Source organism: Chitinispirillales bacterium ANBcel5, from assembly GCA_029688955.1.
Lineage (GTDB): Bacteria > Fibrobacterota > Chitinivibrionia > Chitinivibrionales > Chitinispirillaceae > Cellulosispirillum > Cellulosispirillum alkaliphilum.
The window spans coordinates 20734-38358 of the sequence record JARUKZ010000042.1 but is presented as its reverse complement, the minus strand read 5'-3'; the positions used below and the strand labels follow the sequence as shown (position 1 = coordinate 38358).

The window sequence follows — 17625 nt, the reverse complement described above, 5'->3', positions numbered from 1 at the left end:
CTATCCATAATTCAGAAATAAAACTGTTAGACTCAAGAGGAAGAGCAGTCAATGTTTCCTATAGGGTTCAAAATAGTTCATCTCTGAAAATAGCAACACAAAATGTTGCTCAGGGATTGCATATCCTCAGTATAGATGGTGTAACTTATCCTGTGATGATCAAGCGGTAAACAGAAAATAGTCTGACGTACTCTTCTGATATAGCAATGGGGTGTCTTGCACCCCATATTTCATTGAAGAAGGCAGCTACGGTATACCAAAAATTAGGCAATGGTAAAAAGAGTGGATAACCGGCCATCATAAAAAATTTTCTATCACTTTTTCCTGCATGAAAATAACAGCATCAGCGTAAACAGAGCACCAATTGAAAGCTTAAGGGCGTGCAATTTAGACAACTGCAGCAGCAAATCTTTAGTGCGTGAGTCCTCATTGAAAACACCTCTTGAACCGTAATCTTTATCAACAGGATTCCAAAGGTTGTCCTCTTTATGTTCGTTTATTCCGTTATATTGCTGAGAATCGTATCCTTTTTTGGCCAGGTATATATCGATAATACCCGGGAAAACCTTATTGAGTGATAAAACTTTCACCGTACTAAAGCCCACCAGGATTTCACGTTTTTTATGAGTGGCAGCCCATACAACTGCATCAGCACATAGTTCTGGCTGGTAGATGGGGGGTACCGGCTGGTGCTTTCTGGGCATTTTGTTTTTACTCCAGAGAAATTGGGGAGTGTTAATTGCCGGAAGGTGCACCATGGAGATAGTAATCTTACATTTGTTGTGCATTAGTTCACTTCGAATAGATTCTGTAAATCCTTTTATGGCATGTTTTGCCCCACAGTAGGCAGACTGAAGTGGTATGCCCCGATAGCAGAGTGAACTTCCAACCTGCACAATCTTCCCTCGGTTAAGTGGCATCATTCTTTTAAGTGCAGACATAGTCCCGTAAACGTAGCCCAGATAGGTAACTTCTGTTACACGACGAAACTCCTGAGGGGTAATATCACTGAATTCAGCGAGGATGGTTGTCATGGCGCAATTGATCCATATATCTATTTTGCCCCAGGTGTCGGTAATTGCCTCTGCAGCATTTTCTATGGCGGTATGATCTGCTACATCTACTGGTATGACTAACGCTTCACCACCATTTGCCACAACGTCTCTGCGGGCACCTTCAAGTCCTTGCGTACCTCGTGCCAGAAGGGCAATTTTTGCATTTCGTTTGGCAAACTTGATAGCAGTTGCTCGTCCTACACCAGCGCTTGCACCGGTTATTACTACTACAGTAGGGTCTTTCATTGGCACCTTACCCCTGTTTTGGGTTTACTTGATTTTAATTACTTGAATAGCAGAGCAAATCAGGTACCTCAAAACAGTGATTGCCAACAGTTACTTAAATATTAAGAAAGCATGTTTAAATACAGGATGCGCTGCGGGGTGCTTTGTTTTTTTTCAGATCATCACTACTAAAAATCATCTTTTTGATAACAGAGCCATCAATCTGCGCCGGTGTACTATTTTGTTTAACTGCCATTGCTGCAGTAATACCGGCTGCTTCACCTATCCCACCCACCACAGGCATTACCCGTAATGAGGAATGAGCTTCATGAGTTGAACCTATGCAGCGCGACCCGATAATCAGGTTATCTATGCCGGTAGGAATAAGTGATCGTAGAGGAACTTCGTAATAATCACCTTGTGGTATGTCTTTTAAAATAGTGCCCGGTCCAATTGGATTATGAATATCGATTGGGTAGTTACTCTTTGCTATTCCGTCTTTAAATTTTCGTGCAGCCAGAATGTCTTCCTCTGTGATATTATAGTTTCCAACAACTCTTCTGCTTTCCCTGACCCCGATTTGTGTTGCAATTTTTGCAATAACTGCATTTTTAAATCGTGGTGAGTATTTTTTAAATAGTTTAAAGAGCTCCATAGTTTGGCGCCGGCCTTCGATCTCTGCAGCAGTCAAATCAAGACAGCAGGTAGCGTTTTTACCAAGAATACGGGTAGAATTAAAATGGAACGTTTCAGGGATGAGTGTACCGAAAACCAAAACATCTTCTCTTGGCTGGGTAATAATCCCCTGTTTTTTTGCATCATAAAGCAGTGGAGTTAACTCCTGGCCTAATTCTTTTGGCGATATATCACCAGAAACCCCAGAAACCCTGAAGCAAAGCGACATTGGTTGGCAGGCATTGTCTTCATCGCGACCAGTATCAAAGGGTGCATCAGCCATTGCAGCCACATCACCATCACCGGTAGAGTCTATGAAGACACGGCTGGCAACTGAGATTTGGCCGGATTTGCCGGAAAAATGTGCTTTAAGGATCTGGTCATTTTCTCGGGTTAGACTGGTAAATGTGCTGTGAAACAGAATATCTACCTTTGCCTCAGCCATCATCTCATCAAGCACTATCTTTAGAATCTCATCATCAAAGATGCTGCCTTTGCTGCACAATGCGTTTTCATTGGAGAGGCGGGAGAGGATTTCATTGAAAACTGATGAGGTGAGATATTCAGTACCATTTTTATAAGACATGAATGGATTTACAAGACCAGCTGTTGCCATACCACCCAAAAAACCATATCGCTCAACCAAAAGTGTTGAAGCGCCCTGCCTAGCAGCCGCTACCGCCGCGCATACACCGCCCGGTCCGCCACCAATCACTACTACATCATAGATGTTACGAAGACTCATTAAAGAAGACTATCCTAAATATGCCCGAAGGCTTACAAAATTAAGGTGAAAGGAAATACTAAGGCTATTACGTATCAGTATTAAAATTATTCGATTTCATATTTGAAACGCAAATGTAGATGTTTTCTGTTGATCCTGGCACCTTTTACCCTTAGTTTGATTAAAAGGTGTAATTTTATTTGACTGCAATCAGGCCGAGTAGTATTTTAAGCTCCTGTTTTTGATAACAACAAACCAGAGGATCTGAAATATGGCAAACAGAGTTTTTATTGCAGGCAACTGGAAAATGAACACAACACTGGACGAAGCTCGTGCACTCGCAAAAGATGTGGTCGAGGCTGTAGGGTCCGTAGGTGATGTAGATGTAGCGGTATGTCCGCCTTACACAAATCTTCAGGCTGTTGCAGAGGTCATTAAAGACTCTAATGTTAAATTGGGTGCTCAGGATGTTCACTGGGAAGAAAAAGGTGCTTTTACCGGAAAAGTAAGCTGTGCCATGCTTAAAAGCGTTGGTGTGACGTATGTCATTATCGGCCATTCAGAGCAGCGTAGCTACTTTAATGAAACCGATGAAACAGTGAACAAAAAGACAAAAGCGGTTCTTGCTTCTGGTCTTCTTCCTATTGTTTGTGTTGGAGAAACTCTTGAAGAGAGAAAAAGTGGCTCAATGGATGCTGTGATTGAAAAGCAGGTTAAAGGTGCGTTTGGAGGTATCTCTGCAGAGGATGCTTCAAAGTGTACAGTGGCCTACGAGCCGGTTTGGGCAATAGGTACTGGTGAAACAGCTACACCACAGCAGGCAAATGAAGCGCATATTTTTATTAGAAAAATCATTTCTGAACTTTTTGGTAAAGAAACTGCCGACACAATTCGTATACAGTACGGCGGAAGTATGAAGCCGGGCAACGCGAAATCGCTTCTTGAAGAAAGTGATGTTGATGGTGGTCTCATTGGTGGGGCTGCACTGAAAGCATCTGATTTCGCCGGTATTGTAAAACCTAAATAATCAAACGGTGGTGGTATGTTATTCGGATTTCTTTTGGTTGTTTTCTTATTAGTATGTATTTTTCTGGTTCTGATCGTCCTTATACAATCCGATAAAGGCGGTGGCCTTTCAGGAGCGATCGGTGGCGGCTTGGGTGGAGCCAGTAACTTTCTGGGTGCGCAGGATACCGCGAATATCCTTACAAGAGGCACTGCGATTTTTGGTGCGGCATTTTTTGTACTCTGTCTAGTGATGGCTATGCTTGCGTCAGGTCCTGCTATAGGAGAGCAAGCTTCCATGTTACAGGAAAAGGCCGCCCAGGAACAATCTGCCACACCTGCTGCCGCATTGGAAGGAAGAGGACTTCCTTTTGATGAAGGAGAAGCCGCAGATCAGGAAGGTGTCCCCAGTGATAATGAAGGTGCTTTGGAAGTGCCCCTGGATGTAGTACCTGAAGAGGCCGCACCCAGTGAAGAGCAGGAGTAATAAAAAGCGGTCGTGGTGGAATTGGTAGACACGCTACTTTGAGGGGGTAGTGGGTGTATACCTGTGCCGGTTCGAGTCCGGCCGACCGCATTAAAATAGCAGGGTCCGGAGAATGTAAATTCTTCGGACCTTTTTGCATTTAAACTCTTCCGTGTTTACTCTAAAAATATTTACTCACGTATATCGAAGATTATTGGTAACGAGTACCTTCAGGGTAAAAGTAAGTAAGATTAAAGATAGAAATGTAAATGGAAACTACTGCAAGTAAAACAGATTTAAGAGACTTAAGTATCAATGAACTTGAGCAATTTATTCTCTCACTGGGGGAGAAGAAGTTTCGGGCAAGACAAATATATAAATGGCTTTACCAGAAGCGGGTTGACGATTTTGAACAAATGAGCAACATGTCTAAACATGTTAGACAACAACTGAGTGCCTGCTGCTCAATACAAAAGCCTGAACCTAAATATATTCTTGAATCGAAGTATGGAGATGCGGTTAAATTTGGTTTCGCGTTCAACAACACCTCCTATATAATCGAGAGCGTTCTGTTATTTGATGATAAACGCCGCACTGCTTGTGTTTCCAGCCAGATTGGATGTGCTTTGGGGTGCAGTTTCTGTGAAACCGCCAAACTTGGCTTTATCAGAAATCTTACCCAGCAGGAGATTCTGGCTCAGCTTATAGGAATAAATGATTACCTTTGTTCAAAATCTGATAAGTTGGTTACCAATGTGGTATTTATGGGTATGGGAGAAGCTTTAAGTAACTTTGCAAATTTCAGAAAGGCGCTTGAAGTTATAATGCACGAGGATGGCTTTAATCTTGGGGGCAGAAGAATAACCGTGTCAACTGCCGGTGTAATACCTTCTATTGAACGACTAATTAACGAAAATTTAAATGTCGGGCTTGCGATTTCACTAAACGCCTGGAATGATAAGCTTAGAGATGAAGTAATGCCCATTAATAAAAAGTATAATATAGCTCAGCTGGTAAAAATCGCTAAGCGGTATTTTGAGAAAACCGGAAGACGTGTTACTTTCGAATATGTGGTAATCGATGGCATTACCAATACTCCTGGGGCAAAAAAGAGTTTAAGTAAGCTTCTCTCTGGTTTTCCATGCAAAATTAACCTAATACCTCTTAATACTGCAGGAGATATCAAAGAGAATACTGTTTCAGAGGATAAGGTGTTACAGTTTTCCCAGGAACTTCATAAACTTGGGCTTGCCGCTACAGTAAGAAAGAGCAGGGGACGTGATATAATGGGCGCGTGTGGTCAGCTCACAGCCTACGATGCTACAACCGTTTAACCTCTTATTTTATCTTCCTGAATTTTTTCCTCTAAAAAAAAGTTAAGTGCGCCCCCTGCGGGCCGATAAAATTAATAAGAAAATTGAAAAGAGATCTAACAAAGATCTTACAAACTGGCAAGGATGCCAAAATTACACACTGATAATGTCATAATTCGCAGTGGCATTATCAAAACAAGGAGGTCCTTTATGCGTATCAACAATAACATCCCATCAATGGTAACCCAGGGTGCGTTAAACGGTGTGAATCGTGATATGTCCAAGTCTTTGGAGAGATTATCAACGGGTCTTCGCATTAACCGCGCAAGCGATGATGCGGCTGGTCTTGGTGTTTCCGAAAACCTGCGTACGCAAATCAGGGGTACTGCACAGGCCAGGCGTAATGCTATGGATGGTATTGCCGCTATCACCATAGCTGAAGGTGCTGCAAACGAAATCTCTGATATACTTCAGAGAATGCGTGAGCTGGCTGTTCAATCATCCAATGATACGCTCACCGATACAGAACGTGGTTACACAGATGCAGAATTTCAGAGCCTTATGAGCGAGATCGATCGTATTGCCGGTGTGACCAATTATAATGGAATGAAATTAATCTCCGATGATACAGGTGCTGCGCGGTTTGGTGAAGTGGACGCTGGATCTAATTTGTGGATTGATGCAAATGCAGCAGCTGGTGTCGATAGTATCGAAGTTGAGATTGCGGATCTAACCACCGCTGGGCTTACACTTACCGGTGTGGATGTAAGTGATCAGGCTAACTCAGTTGCGGCTATCACCTCTCTTGATGATGCAATAAATACTGTAAATGAGATGCGGTCAGACATGGGTGCTTATGTGAATCGTTTAGAGCATGCAATCAATAATCTTACCATCTCAAACACAAACCAACAATCTGCAGAATCTCTTATTCGTGATGTAGACTTTGCTTCTGAAAGTGCTCAGTTTACAAGAAATCAGATACTTACTCAGTCTGGAACATCAATGCTTGCTCAGGCAAATATGGCACCCCAGAGTGTTCTTTCATTACTCTAATCTTTAGGGTTTATAATCATAGTAGCAACGAAGAGGCGTATCTCTCTTCGTTGCTACTCTTTATTTCAAATAGCTTCATAAAACCTCTCCCGTTTTGAGATAGTAATCTGCATCCATCCTCAGCTTTGTATTATTTTTTTGATCAACTAGAGCAATTTGCTGTAACAAAAGCTTTGTATTAGAAATCTAACGTATGTTTAGCTAAAGAGTGTTCATAGCCTTTTTGCTGCATCAGGCATTGTTTTTATTTAAATGAATCGGATATTGATGATGAATCGGAACAAAGTTTTGCTACTCGTCTTTATTGTAGGGATAGTAATTCTGGTGGTATGGATGGGATATTTCAGAAATGATGGGATAGCTCAAAGCGGTGGTTCTGGCTGGGGCGGAATGATGAGTGGGCCGGTTGCTGTTAGAACCGTGCAGCCGGAGACCAGGTCACTTAGAGGTGTCAGGGAGTTTACCGGAAATGTGCGTGCGTCCTACACCTATGTGATTTCCGCCGATGTTTCCGGAAGACTTATATCTGTTAATAAAAGAATAGGGGATTATGTTAACAGGGCAGAGATGCTGGGGCGGATAGATGACACAGAATACAGGCACGCTCTGCAGGAGATGAATGCTCAGGTTAAGGTAAGCAGAGCTTCACTGAAGGAGGCAGAGGCTCAACTGTCCTTCACCGAAAGGGAGGTTGAACGGGTCAGGGGATTGGTTGAAAAGGGAATATCTTCACAGGTGGAACTCGAAAATTTAGAAACTCAGCTTACTTCCAATCGTTCCAGGCTTGAGCTTGCAAACGCACAGCTCGAACAGCGTAAAGCATCGCTTGCTCAGGCCAGGACCAGGCTTGGGTATACAGAGATCAGGGCAGCTCAGCCAGGCTTTATTGCGGAACGCCATGCTGATGGGGGCGCGCAGTTATCGGTCGGCGCACCTGTTTTCACGGTAGTTGGTATCGACACAGTATATGTAGAAATCGCTGCTACAGAAAGAGACTATCATCAACTTAAGCCCGGTAGAAGAGCTGAGGTAACAGTTGATGCCTTGCCGGGGAGAGTCTTTGAAGGGGAGGTTAGTCGTGTCGCGCCACTGTTTCAGACCTCATCCCGTACTGCGACTGTGGAAGTTGCTGTTCCAAACGATTCCTTACTGTTAAAACCAGGAATGTTCGCGCGTCTTGCTGTGACTATGGAGCAGAATGATTCCGCGCTTTCTGTACCCGCTACTGCACTTGTTGAAACTAATGACTCAAAGTTTGTTTATACTGTAACCGAATCTTCTACAGCAGAACGCGTACCCGTTGAAACCGGTCTTAAAGATGGAGAATGGGTAGAAATTATTTCACCGGCTCAATTAAGTGTTCCGGTTGTTACCCTTGGAAGCCACTTGCTCAGGGATGGGGCTCAGGTAGTAACTGAGAATCAAAAGAGTGAAAGCAGAGAAGGTTGGGAGGCAAACGGTGAGTAATCCCTTTATCGTATTACCGGTACGCAGGCCAGTCCTTACTACTGTTATCTATCTGGTAGTGATAGTGGTTGGAGTATTATCCCTGACGCGTTTACCTATTGACCTGATGCCGGAAGTGGAAATGCCTACTATTTCTGTGACTACCAGATACGGTAATGCAGGGCCCCAGGAAATTGAGGAACTTGTTACCAGACCCATAGAATCGGCCCTTGCGGGAATTCAGGGTATTGAGGAAATTGTCTCAACTTCCAGTGAAGGAAGCAGCACCGTTAGAGTTGCTTTTGCATGGGGAACAAATTTAGATGAAGCGACAAATGATATACGTGACAGAATAGACCGTACCCTCAATCGTCTTCCTGAAGATGCTGACCGTCCTGCTATCAGAAAATTTGATCCCAATGCCTTTCCTATCCTGATTTTAGGTGTTACATCTGATATGGAACTCAATGATCTGCAGAGTATGATTGAGGATCAGGTGCAATATCGTGTTGAAAGGGTTAATGGTGTAGCTTCTGTTAATGTACGGGGAGGCGCCAGGCGGGAGATACAGGTTGCCCTTAGTGCTTCAAGGCTTGAATCGTTCAGTATATCTCCTCATATGGTAATTAATGCCCTTCGCCAGGAAAACCGAAATATGCCCGCGGGCTCTGTAGAGCATGGAAACCGTGAAATTATGGTAAGAACGCTTGCTGAGTATGGCGGAGTCGAGGAAGTTTCTAATACCATAATCACTGTGCGTGACGGCGTTCCGGTAAGAATTGCTGATGTTGCGGAGGTAACAGATGGTCTCGAAGAGACTAATTCAATATTTAAGATTAACGGATCACCCGCAGTGCGTTTGGCTATAAGTAAACAATCAGGTACAAACACTGTAGCTGTTGCACAGGGAGTGCACAGGGAACTGCAAAGAATAAACAGGGATTATGCAGACATTGAGCTGGTTCCCCTTATCGATACATCCAGATATATTGAACAGTCAATGATGAATATGGCATGGGCGCTTCTTATTGGCGGTATCATAGCTATTGTTATTCTTTTGCTTTTTCTGCGCAATCTCTCTACCACACTTATTATTTCCGCAGCCATTCCAATATGTATTATTGCTACTTTTGCGCTGGTGTATTTTAGTGGCAATACACTTAACATGATGACCTTTGGGGGGTTGGCACTTGGCATAGGGATGCTTTTGGATAATGCCATTGTGGTTCTCGACAGCATATTCCATAAAAGAGAAAATGGTGAGAACTCCTTTGATGGAGCTGTGAATGGAGTTGGTGAAGTATGGTCTGCCGTGACCGCAAGTACCCTTACTACTCTTGTGGTGTTTTTACCGGTGGTTTTTATCCGTGGTATGTCCGGTATCATGTTTCGTTCTCTTGCCCTCGTAGTAGCATTCTCTCTTGCCTGCTCGCTTATAGTAGCTCTTACCCTTGTTCCTATGCTTACATCAAAATTTCTTCGTAAACCTGAGCATGGAGAAGCAACCAGAGGATTGCTCGGTGTGATTTTCAGGACATCGGGAAACGTGCTAAAAGGCATAGAATATCGTTACAGCATGATATTGAAATGGGCACTTTCAAATCGTTTCACTGTTGTATGGGTTATTGCCGGGCTCTTTCTCTCTGCTTTAATACTTATCCCACAAATTGGAATGGAGCTTATGCCTTCAGCTGATGAGAGTGAGGTTAGAGTAAATGTAGAGATGGAGGTCGGAACGAAACTCAGTGTAATGGAGCAGACTGTAGCACAGATAGAAGAGGTAATAGCCCGGGAGGTGCCTGAGGCGGAATTTATTATTTCCAATATCGGTTCAGGTTTTGGAAGAGCCAGAGGTGCAAACAACTCCCAAATTCGTATTTCACTGGTGCCCATACGAGAAAGAAACCGCTCAAGTGCACGGGTGGCAAATGAATTGAGACCAAAGCTTTCTCATATTGCGGGTAGTACAATTCGAGTACGTGAAGGTCAGGGTTTATTTTTGCTTCGCATGGGAACCGGTGGTGGTGAATCGATCTCTGTTGAGGTGAGAGGTTATGAACTTGAAACTGCCCAGCAGCTTGCCCAACAAATTTCAGCTGCAGTGGATAAGGTTGATGGCGTTACAGACACCAGAATCAGTCGCGAAGCTGGAATGCCGGAGTACAGGGTGGTAGTTGATCGAAACAGAGCTGCTGATCTGGGGCTTACTGCTTCTCAGATTGGAAATGCAGTTCAAACTGCCATGGGAGGAACCAGGGCAACCGAAATTCGCATGGATGGAAATGAGTACGGAGTATTGGTGCGCCTTGGGGATGACGAACGAAAAAACATTGACCATCTATCAAGAAAGTCAGTTGTTAACAGTGCCGGTAAGCCGATACCACTTACTTCAGTTTCGAGCATTGAATCTGCTACCGGTCCGGTGCAGGTTGAGCGCCGTGACAGAGAACGATTCATAAGTGTGGATGTTAACTATGCCGGAAGGGATATGGGTTCGGTGGTTGGAGATATTCGAAATGAACTTACAAATCTTTCCGTTCCTTCTGGATTTGCTGTGCTTGTAAGGGGTGATTATGAAGAACAGCAGAGGGCATACAGGGAATTGCTTATGTCTATTACAATGGCTGTGCTGCTGGTTTTTCTTGTTATGGCCGGACAATTTGAGTCTTTTAAGGATCCTTTTATTGTTCTGTTTTCCATACCCATGGCATTGATCGGTGTGGCAGGCATTATGATGATTACAAACACCCCTTTTACCATTCAGGCATTTATCGGGTGTATCGTTCTTACTGGTATAGTCGTGAACAATGCTATCGTTCTTGTTGATACGGTAAACAGGTACAGAAGAGAAAAAGGAATGGAGTTGTTTGGTGCTCTGCAGAGGGCCGGGGTAAGACGGTTACGGCCGATACTTATGACTACTCTAACCACAACTATGGGACTACTCCCGCTTTCAATCGGCCTTGGTGAAGGTGGTGAAGCTCAGGCTCCTATGGCACGGGTGGTTATAGGTGGACTATTGGCGTCTACCTTTATTACTCTTGTGCTAATACCTGTTGTGTACTCGTTTGTTGAACAGAGAAAATCGATGAACGCAAAAATTTCGGATGCTAACTAAAGAGGAATGATGAAAAAAGTAACCATAACCTTATTTACCATACTTACACTTAATTACCTGTATGCCTCTGAAGTCTTTTCCCTCTCACTTGAGGAGGTATTAACCAACGCTGTTCAGAAAAATCCGGTAATAAAAATTGAGAGCCTCCGTACTGATGCCGCTCATACCATCTACAGAGAAAACATGTACCGATATGAGCCTCAGGTGCAAATGGGAGTGGGACGTAGTAGTGTAATGAATAGTTCTGACAACCAAAATTACAACGCGTCACTTCAATTAACAGAAACCCTGCCTACCGGTACCAACATAGAGCTTAGGGGAAGCGTAGAAGCGCCTCGCCAAACTCAGGTACTTGAACCTCAAAGGGGATACCAGAACAGACTTGGGTTTACCGTAACCCAGTCACTACTTCAGGGGCTCAATCCAAACGCGAACCTTGCTCCGTTGCGAAAAGCAAGGATCGATATTTCACTGCGTAAGGAAGAACTCGCGGGATACGCGCAAAGATTACTGGCAGATACCGAAAGAGCATACTGGGAGTTGCTACTTTCTAAAAGGGAGCTAACTATTCATGAACAATCACTTGAGCTGGCAAAAAGGTTACTGTATGAATCTGAAGAGAGGCTTAGAGTTGGGCGTATAGCGGCACTGGACCTTGCAACTATCAGAGCAGAAGTCTCAGAAAGAAAACGTCACTTAATTGATGCTCAGACAGCGTATCTGCAAAGACAGTACCGATTGGTGCATTTGATGAACACTCCTGAGTTGTGGGATACAAAGATAGTTCCGGCTGATACCATATTTGAAGTAGTAAAACCCGACTCTCTTCATTATCATTTAAAAGCAGCAAAGAAATTCCGACCAGACCTAAGACAGGCAAATGCACTGGTTGATAAGGGAGAGCTTGATGTGATCCATACCAGAGACGGACTACTGCCTAAACTGGATTTCTTTATCTCTATGCATGGAACAAGTTATTCGCAATCATTTTCTGAGGCCATGCGTTCCTATTCAGATCCCTCAGGGGTGATTGAAGGTGGTTTGACTCTTTCATTTCCTGTAACTCAGGGAGGAGCACGTGAACGGCACAGAAGAGCCCAATTATCCAAAGAACAGTTATGTCTCTCTATAGAAAACATGGTTAGGCTAATCGAATATGAAGTACGTTCCGCGTACGCTGAAGTAAACAGGGCGTATAAACAGATTGAAGCAGCTTCGGTTACCGAAAGTTTGCAGAAGGAAAAACTTAGGGCCGAAGAGGAGAAGTTTGCAGCAGGTAAGTCAACCGGCTTTCTTGTACTGCAGGCACAAAGAGACCTCATTGGGGCACAGATTGAGAAAGCAAGAGCCCGTGTAGCCTTTAGTAATTCCGTAACTGATCTGTATCTAAAAGACGGTACCCTTCTTGAGAGAAGGGGAGTGGATTCGATGAGGTAGATGCCTTTTTTAAGGCAATTCCACACTTTAAGATCATTACTCAGAAGGCGCATTTTCTTAAACTGTGGATAATTGGTGCGGGCAGAAGCACTGCACCCTTCTATCACCTTTTTTCTAACTACTATAAATCTTCATTGAAAATCAGTAGCAAATCCTCCTCTCTTTGATTCATGAAAGAGAGCTTAACCCGGTCTGGATCTGGCACACCTGATTTTATTCTTACCTCATCTATATAACCTCTCCAAAAACGTTCGTCTTCATTGGTTTCAGGGTTGTATCGCGATCTTCTTCCAACATAAAGATCCAGAGAATTGTTCCATCTGCTGTGGTCTTCTATCAGCACAGGCTCATCACTTTCCATTGTACCGTTAATATAGAGGTACAATTCTGATTGATTTTTAACCGCTGTAATATGTGTCCACTGGTTTGGGGTTGCGGGAGCGCTTACGGTAAGCCATCCTCTGGTATCGGCCGAATCGAAATAGTAGAAAAACTGCCACATATCATTACTCTGCAGCTGAAGTCCATACTGCATGTTACCTTTTGATACGATCTGGTTTAATTCACCTTCAAGTGAAGGAGTGTAAACCCATGCCGAAAGGGTAAATGAATCTTCCCAGGAGAAGTTAATTTTGCTCTCAGCAGTGTTGGGCACCTGAATAAACTCATCGGTACCGTTAAAAGACCGGGCATAGGCCATATGGGATTCAATCGGTGATGTTCCATGGATATAATCTTCACTACTGTTAAGGGTGTTATGAGTGGCATCAGTGAGTTGATCTGTCTGTGGTTCCGAAAAGTGAAAAACTGCCTGGTATCCAAAGGTAGTGTCAAAAACATCACCGTGTCTGAAAGCATGTGTATAGTTGTCGTTTCCCCAGTGCATCATTATATACTGCTCATCATTATCTCCCCAAACAGTATCCATGAGTACCCAAAGTTCGGCTTTGGAATTTACAGGGTCCCAGCGTTCGATTTCATGAGTTAGTGGTGTGCCTGAAGAATTGGTAAAGAGAAGGTCGGTGCCGCCTGTTTTTGCATGCTGAAAATCAAAATTGGATTGGTTAAGGCGAACGAGAATAGGAAAATTAAATATATCGGCGGATATATCTGCTCCGGATGGGGAGGTGTTGAGGGTTATACTTTTTGCGTGTTTCCACTGGTTTTCTGATTCAAGATCAAATGTGCCTATATCCTCGTTTCTTTCCGGTTCGATACTTACATTTTCAACATTTTTTATTGTTGAATCAGATAATGCTTCTGCAAATCTCAGGTTAAAGTTACCATGCGGTAGGTTATCGATAAAAAATGTACCATCATGACTAACAGGTGTTGGGTCTCTTTCAAGTCCATATATTTGAACGTAGATGCTCTCGGTAAGTGAGCGTTGGACTACCCGTCCTCTTAAAGTAGACACGGGCCTAAGGGTATCGGGCAGTAATTCGACAACACCGTTTGAACTTACTGCTATCTCACAGTTGAGTGCAATGGCATGTCCTTTAGAATCATTCACCTCTATTATATACGAACCCGGGATAACTGAATCTATAACGAAGCTACCGGAGTAATCGGTGATTGCATCAGGATAGCGAATTGTCTGAGGTGGTTGTGAAAAGGGACGAGTGTAATCTCTTCTTCGGATTGTAACGTTTGAACCTTCGGCTCTGATTCCCTGGGGATAATAAAGAGTTGCCGCTACAGAAACGGTTTCTGATCCCGGACCAACTATGCTATCTTTTTGACATGAGTTTAGTAGTAGGAACAGGAGTGTAGTTATTGCAATCACCGCTCTCATTACAAACTCCTCTTTATCTGTTTTGTAAGGGGGAAAAACTGAAAGTTAAGTTGATATATTCGATTTTCATTTTTATCATCTTCAGCTATAGAAAGCAGTTTGTGTCTAAAAAGCTGCAACTCTTCAAGAAAACGACTGTAAGCTTCATCTGATAAACTCATAGTGAGACTTGAGAACTCTTTGCAATCTTTAGACAGACTGTCTATTGCTTTGTGAGCAAGTGTTAGTACTTCTGTTTGGTAGTTATTGATATAAAATGACTTTACGTTTGTTCCGGTGGTGGTACTGAGGCAGTCTGATCTATAGTAGAGTCCATCACTATTCTTTACAATGAACCCCCATTTCTCAAGGTTTAAGAGTGCTTGTTTGGCCTGAACAGGAGATATCGATGGCTCAAGCAATCCGGCCAAAAAACGGTAATCTTCAAGTCTGAGAGGTTTTATATACAGAACCTCTCTTATTGCACTATAATACCATTTATCATAGAAATAGAAGTACTTCGAATCAATATGACGAATTTTGGACATTCTGAAACTCGTAAGTGCCTGAAAATATCTCTTTTTATCATTATGACATTTTGCCTGATTATAGAGAACAAGTTTTTTAAAATAATCACCCTGAGCATCTGAGAGCTTTAGAAAAACGGTAAAACGGTGAGCCAGATCAGGTGAAATATTGGTTCTTGCACGTATGATTTGGCTAAAAAGGCTGGCGGATTTAAACCCCACCTTTTGGGCTATGTAGCGCAGTGTGAAATAGGGGTACTTCTTTTTATTTTCCGTATAATAATCGTTTAGGAATTTACGGTAATCTGTATAATTATAGATATCCACATTTTTTTCCACTATAATGGCTGCCCAAACAGGTGTAAGAAACAATAATATAAATCTTTTAACACTTCCATATTAAACTTACATTTATTCTTTTCACTCTACAACATTTCCTTAAAAGCTGAAAGCGGTAGATAAAAGCCGCCTTCAACTTTGCTAAAAACCTGGTTACTGAATTATGTTTATTCTTCTGTTTACTATTAGTTCATTACCGTTGTTTACTCTAATAATATAAGACCCATTTTGTATTAGAGTGTAAAGAGGTATCGTATGAGTACCGGAGTTTATAGTTTTGCGTAAAAGAGTTTTTCCCCTAAGATCGAAAATAGACATAGTCCATTCGCTTGTACCCGGATTCATTAGCTTTATGGAATTGTTCTTAAGGGACACCTTTGGCTTAGATGGGTACAGCTGCTTAGAAACTGAAACCGATGGCTCTACGACAACAGTAAAAGTGATTTCACTTTCTTCGCCACAGTCATTGGTGAAAACAGCTGTATATTCACCGGCCTGATCAGAGGAGATGTTACTAAGTTCAATTTCGCGGCTCTGGGTTGAGAACTCATCAGGTCCGCTCCAGGTCCAGGACTCCTCCTGCTCGGGGTGGGGACCAAGTTGAACACTTTCACCTTCAAGTAGCGTTACTTCTGTGCCTTCAACCCAATCTTCATCATTTACTGATGTGTAAGGGGTGATAGCTGTGGGTTCACAGTAATCGGTCTGATCGGTGATTATAGGTATATACATAAGTGAAAGGGTTGTTCCGTCACTTGAATTAATCCCAAGTTCTATTTCATCACCCTGAGATATCGCTTTTCTGTACAGAGTTAATGTTCTGTGTGTTTCAGTGTCTTCTTCAATAGTTATAGTTTCTTCGGTGTTTTCATAGTTAGAGAGCCACTCCGGTTTTTCCTCTATTCTGTCTGAGTGCGCAATGAACAGAAAACCGTTTGTGTTGGCTGTAAAGAAAGCGTAGTTATCAATGGATGCATTCGTCCTTGAATTCATTGCTGTTTGGATCCATTCGCTTCCGTTTAAATAATCAGGAATAGATTCGACAATAAAATCTCTGTCACCAAAACTTGTCTGTCCAGAACTGAAATCACTCATAATGTTCCAGTTATTGGCGTTTGTGGTCTCAAAGAGAGTAAGGTTTTCAAAAAAGTCGCCGGAACCTCTGTCGATAGGATCGTCTGGTTCGACAATACCACCATCATCGGGGAGAAGCGGAGGATCGCCGGTTAGCGCGTTTCCGATCGATTGTGAATTGACCCCGTCAAGCACAAGGTCTCTTGATCTGTTGCTGCCTGCATCTCTAAGATCACAGTTGCGGACGATATTATACCCTGTTCTGCCGCCATCTGAGGTTTCCCTTATACCGTAAACCTGTTGTCGGTTTGGTCCTCTGTCATCAAATATTCGCACATTTTCTATAATGTTATTTCTGCAGTCCATATAACCACCCGCAGAGCCCGGGTCGGTTGAAAACCTGATTGCTTCGCCACAATTATTATTCCATATCACCCCGCCTCTGATATGAACATCCTCCGCGTTTTGTATAAGCATTCCATGCCCGGTCGAACCCGTTATGTTGACATAATTTATAGTAGTACCATGACTCCTCGAAACACTAAAAAAGCCTCTTCCGCAATCAACGGTGATCAGTGTGTCAACAACGATGTTGGGCCCATTTCTGTTAGCGGTTCTAAAGCCCGCATATCCACCCCCGTGATCGGCTCTGTAAGCGTAAATATAGCCGATCTCTGCGTTTCTTGAATCATTGAGAATAAGGCCGCAGTAATTGGTATTCCTTGAAATGAATCGGTCGATGAAAATCGTATCTACTGTGTAGGTTTCAAATCCGTGGCCGCGTGTGCCCTCTATCCGTATTCCACCGGTTACTCTTAAATTGGTGGTGCGCACAGGGTTTCCCCGGTCGTTATCCACTCTTACACCTCCACCTCTTCCATCAAAAATCATGGATACGTTATGAAAGTGAAGATGTGAGCAGCCATGAAAAGACATGGGCGAGGTGGGGGAGCCGGTCATACGCAGGTTACGAATAGTGATTCCGTTTACCCGGTTGGCCCTGAAACCAGCACTGCCGGAAGCGCTGATCTCATTTTCGTGGAAATCAAAGGTTTGGTTGGCTCGGGGGGATATTCTGTCATCCAATGAACCGGAGTTTCTGATATTTATGGTACCATCACGCATCGCACTGCTTGCCGCGTTTATTGCCGCCGCAAGGCTTGAACCGCTATATTCGGTGTTCGATCCGATGTCGGTAGACCAGGTTGAGCCTGATCTGGTTATTTCGGCAGTTGTTTGTGCTGTTGCTGTTTGAGGAATCATAAGAAAAACACACAACATTACCATAATTTTTATTACCCTGCGATATAAATCTCTTATAAACATAACATCTCCCTTAGACTTTAAAGTGTACCCTGACTTACACTGTATGTGGCGAATTTTAATCTTAC

The 17625-nt window shown here is 43.1% G+C and carries 12 protein-coding genes and 1 tRNA gene; 8 read left to right on the top strand and 5 right to left on the bottom strand.

The window, feature by feature from the left end; translation table 11 throughout:
* Nucleotides 1–314 precede the first annotated feature (314 nt).
* Entirely contained in the window at nt 315–1301 is a 987-nt protein-coding gene (locus tag QA601_16400) for an SDR family oxidoreductase (GenBank protein MDG5816679.1), read from the bottom strand.
* 115 nt (nt 1302–1416) lie between these two features.
* On the bottom strand, nt 1417–2700 hold the full coding sequence (locus QA601_16395; protein ID MDG5816678.1) for an FAD-dependent oxidoreductase: 1284 nt from the start codon (nt 2698–2700) through the stop codon (nt 1417–1419).
* Between the two features lie 250 nt (nt 2701–2950).
* Here QA601_16395 and tpiA point away from each other — a divergent pair, with 250 nt between their 5' ends.
* The 8 genes from tpiA to QA601_16355 all read left to right on the top strand — a co-directional run bounded on the left by tpiA (nt 2951) and on the right by QA601_16355 (nt 12520).
* A complete protein-coding gene (gene tpiA, locus QA601_16390) occupies nt 2951–3706 on the top strand; it encodes a triose-phosphate isomerase (protein ID MDG5816677.1) in 756 nt (251 codons plus the stop codon).
* A 15-nt stretch (nt 3707–3721) separates the two neighbouring features.
* Entirely contained in the window at nt 3722–4171 is a 450-nt protein-coding gene (secG, locus tag QA601_16385; GenBank protein ID MDG5816676.1) for a preprotein translocase subunit SecG, read from the top strand.
* A 6-nt stretch (nt 4172–4177) separates the two neighbouring features.
* Nucleotides 4178–4261, top strand: a tRNA-Leu gene (locus QA601_16380).
* Between the two features lie 158 nt (nt 4262–4419).
* Entirely contained in the window at nt 4420–5484 is a 1065-nt protein-coding gene (gene rlmN, locus QA601_16375; protein ID MDG5816675.1) for a 23S rRNA (adenine(2503)-C(2))-methyltransferase RlmN, read from the top strand.
* A gap of 189 nt (nt 5485–5673) precedes the next feature.
* Nucleotides 5674–6519, top strand: coding sequence for a flagellin (locus QA601_16370; protein MDG5816674.1), 846 nt, complete (start codon nt 5674–5676; stop codon nt 6517–6519).
* Between the two features lie 267 nt (nt 6520–6786).
* Complete coding sequence (locus QA601_16365; GenBank protein ID MDG5816673.1) at nt 6787–7986, top strand: efflux RND transporter periplasmic adaptor subunit; 1200 nt, start codon at nt 6787–6789, stop codon at nt 7984–7986.
* The gene (locus QA601_16360; GenBank protein ID MDG5816672.1) at nt 7979–11083 is read left to right on the top strand and encodes an efflux RND transporter permease subunit; all 3105 of its coding nucleotides are present in this window, start codon (nt 7979–7981) and stop codon (nt 11081–11083) included. The genes QA601_16365 and QA601_16360 overlap by 8 nt, the downstream gene beginning before the upstream one ends.
* 6 nt (nt 11084–11089) lie before the next feature.
* A complete protein-coding gene (locus QA601_16355) occupies nt 11090–12520 on the top strand; it encodes a TolC family protein (GenBank protein MDG5816671.1) in 1431 nt (476 codons plus the stop codon).
* Nucleotides 12521–12641: 121 nt separating this feature from the next.
* Here the strand turns inward: QA601_16355 and QA601_16350 are convergent, their stop codons facing one another.
* From QA601_16350 to QA601_16340, 3 genes are all read right to left on the bottom strand, one after another.
* Nucleotides 12642–14315 carry a DUF2341 domain-containing protein gene (locus QA601_16350; protein ID MDG5816670.1) on the bottom strand — a complete coding sequence of 558 codons (1674 nt, stop codon included), beginning with the start codon at nt 14313–14315 and terminating at the stop codon, nt 12642–12644.
* Entirely contained in the window at nt 14315–15160 is an 846-nt protein-coding gene (locus tag QA601_16345; GenBank protein ID MDG5816669.1) for a TIGR02147 family protein, read from the bottom strand. Before QA601_16345 ends, QA601_16350 begins: the two co-directional genes overlap by 1 nt.
* Nucleotides 15161–15313: 153 nt before the next feature.
* Nucleotides 15314–17560 carry a T9SS type A sorting domain-containing protein gene (locus QA601_16340; protein ID MDG5816668.1) on the bottom strand — a complete coding sequence of 749 codons (2247 nt, stop codon included), beginning with the start codon at nt 17558–17560 and terminating at the stop codon, nt 15314–15316.
* Nucleotides 17561–17625 lie beyond the last annotated feature (65 nt).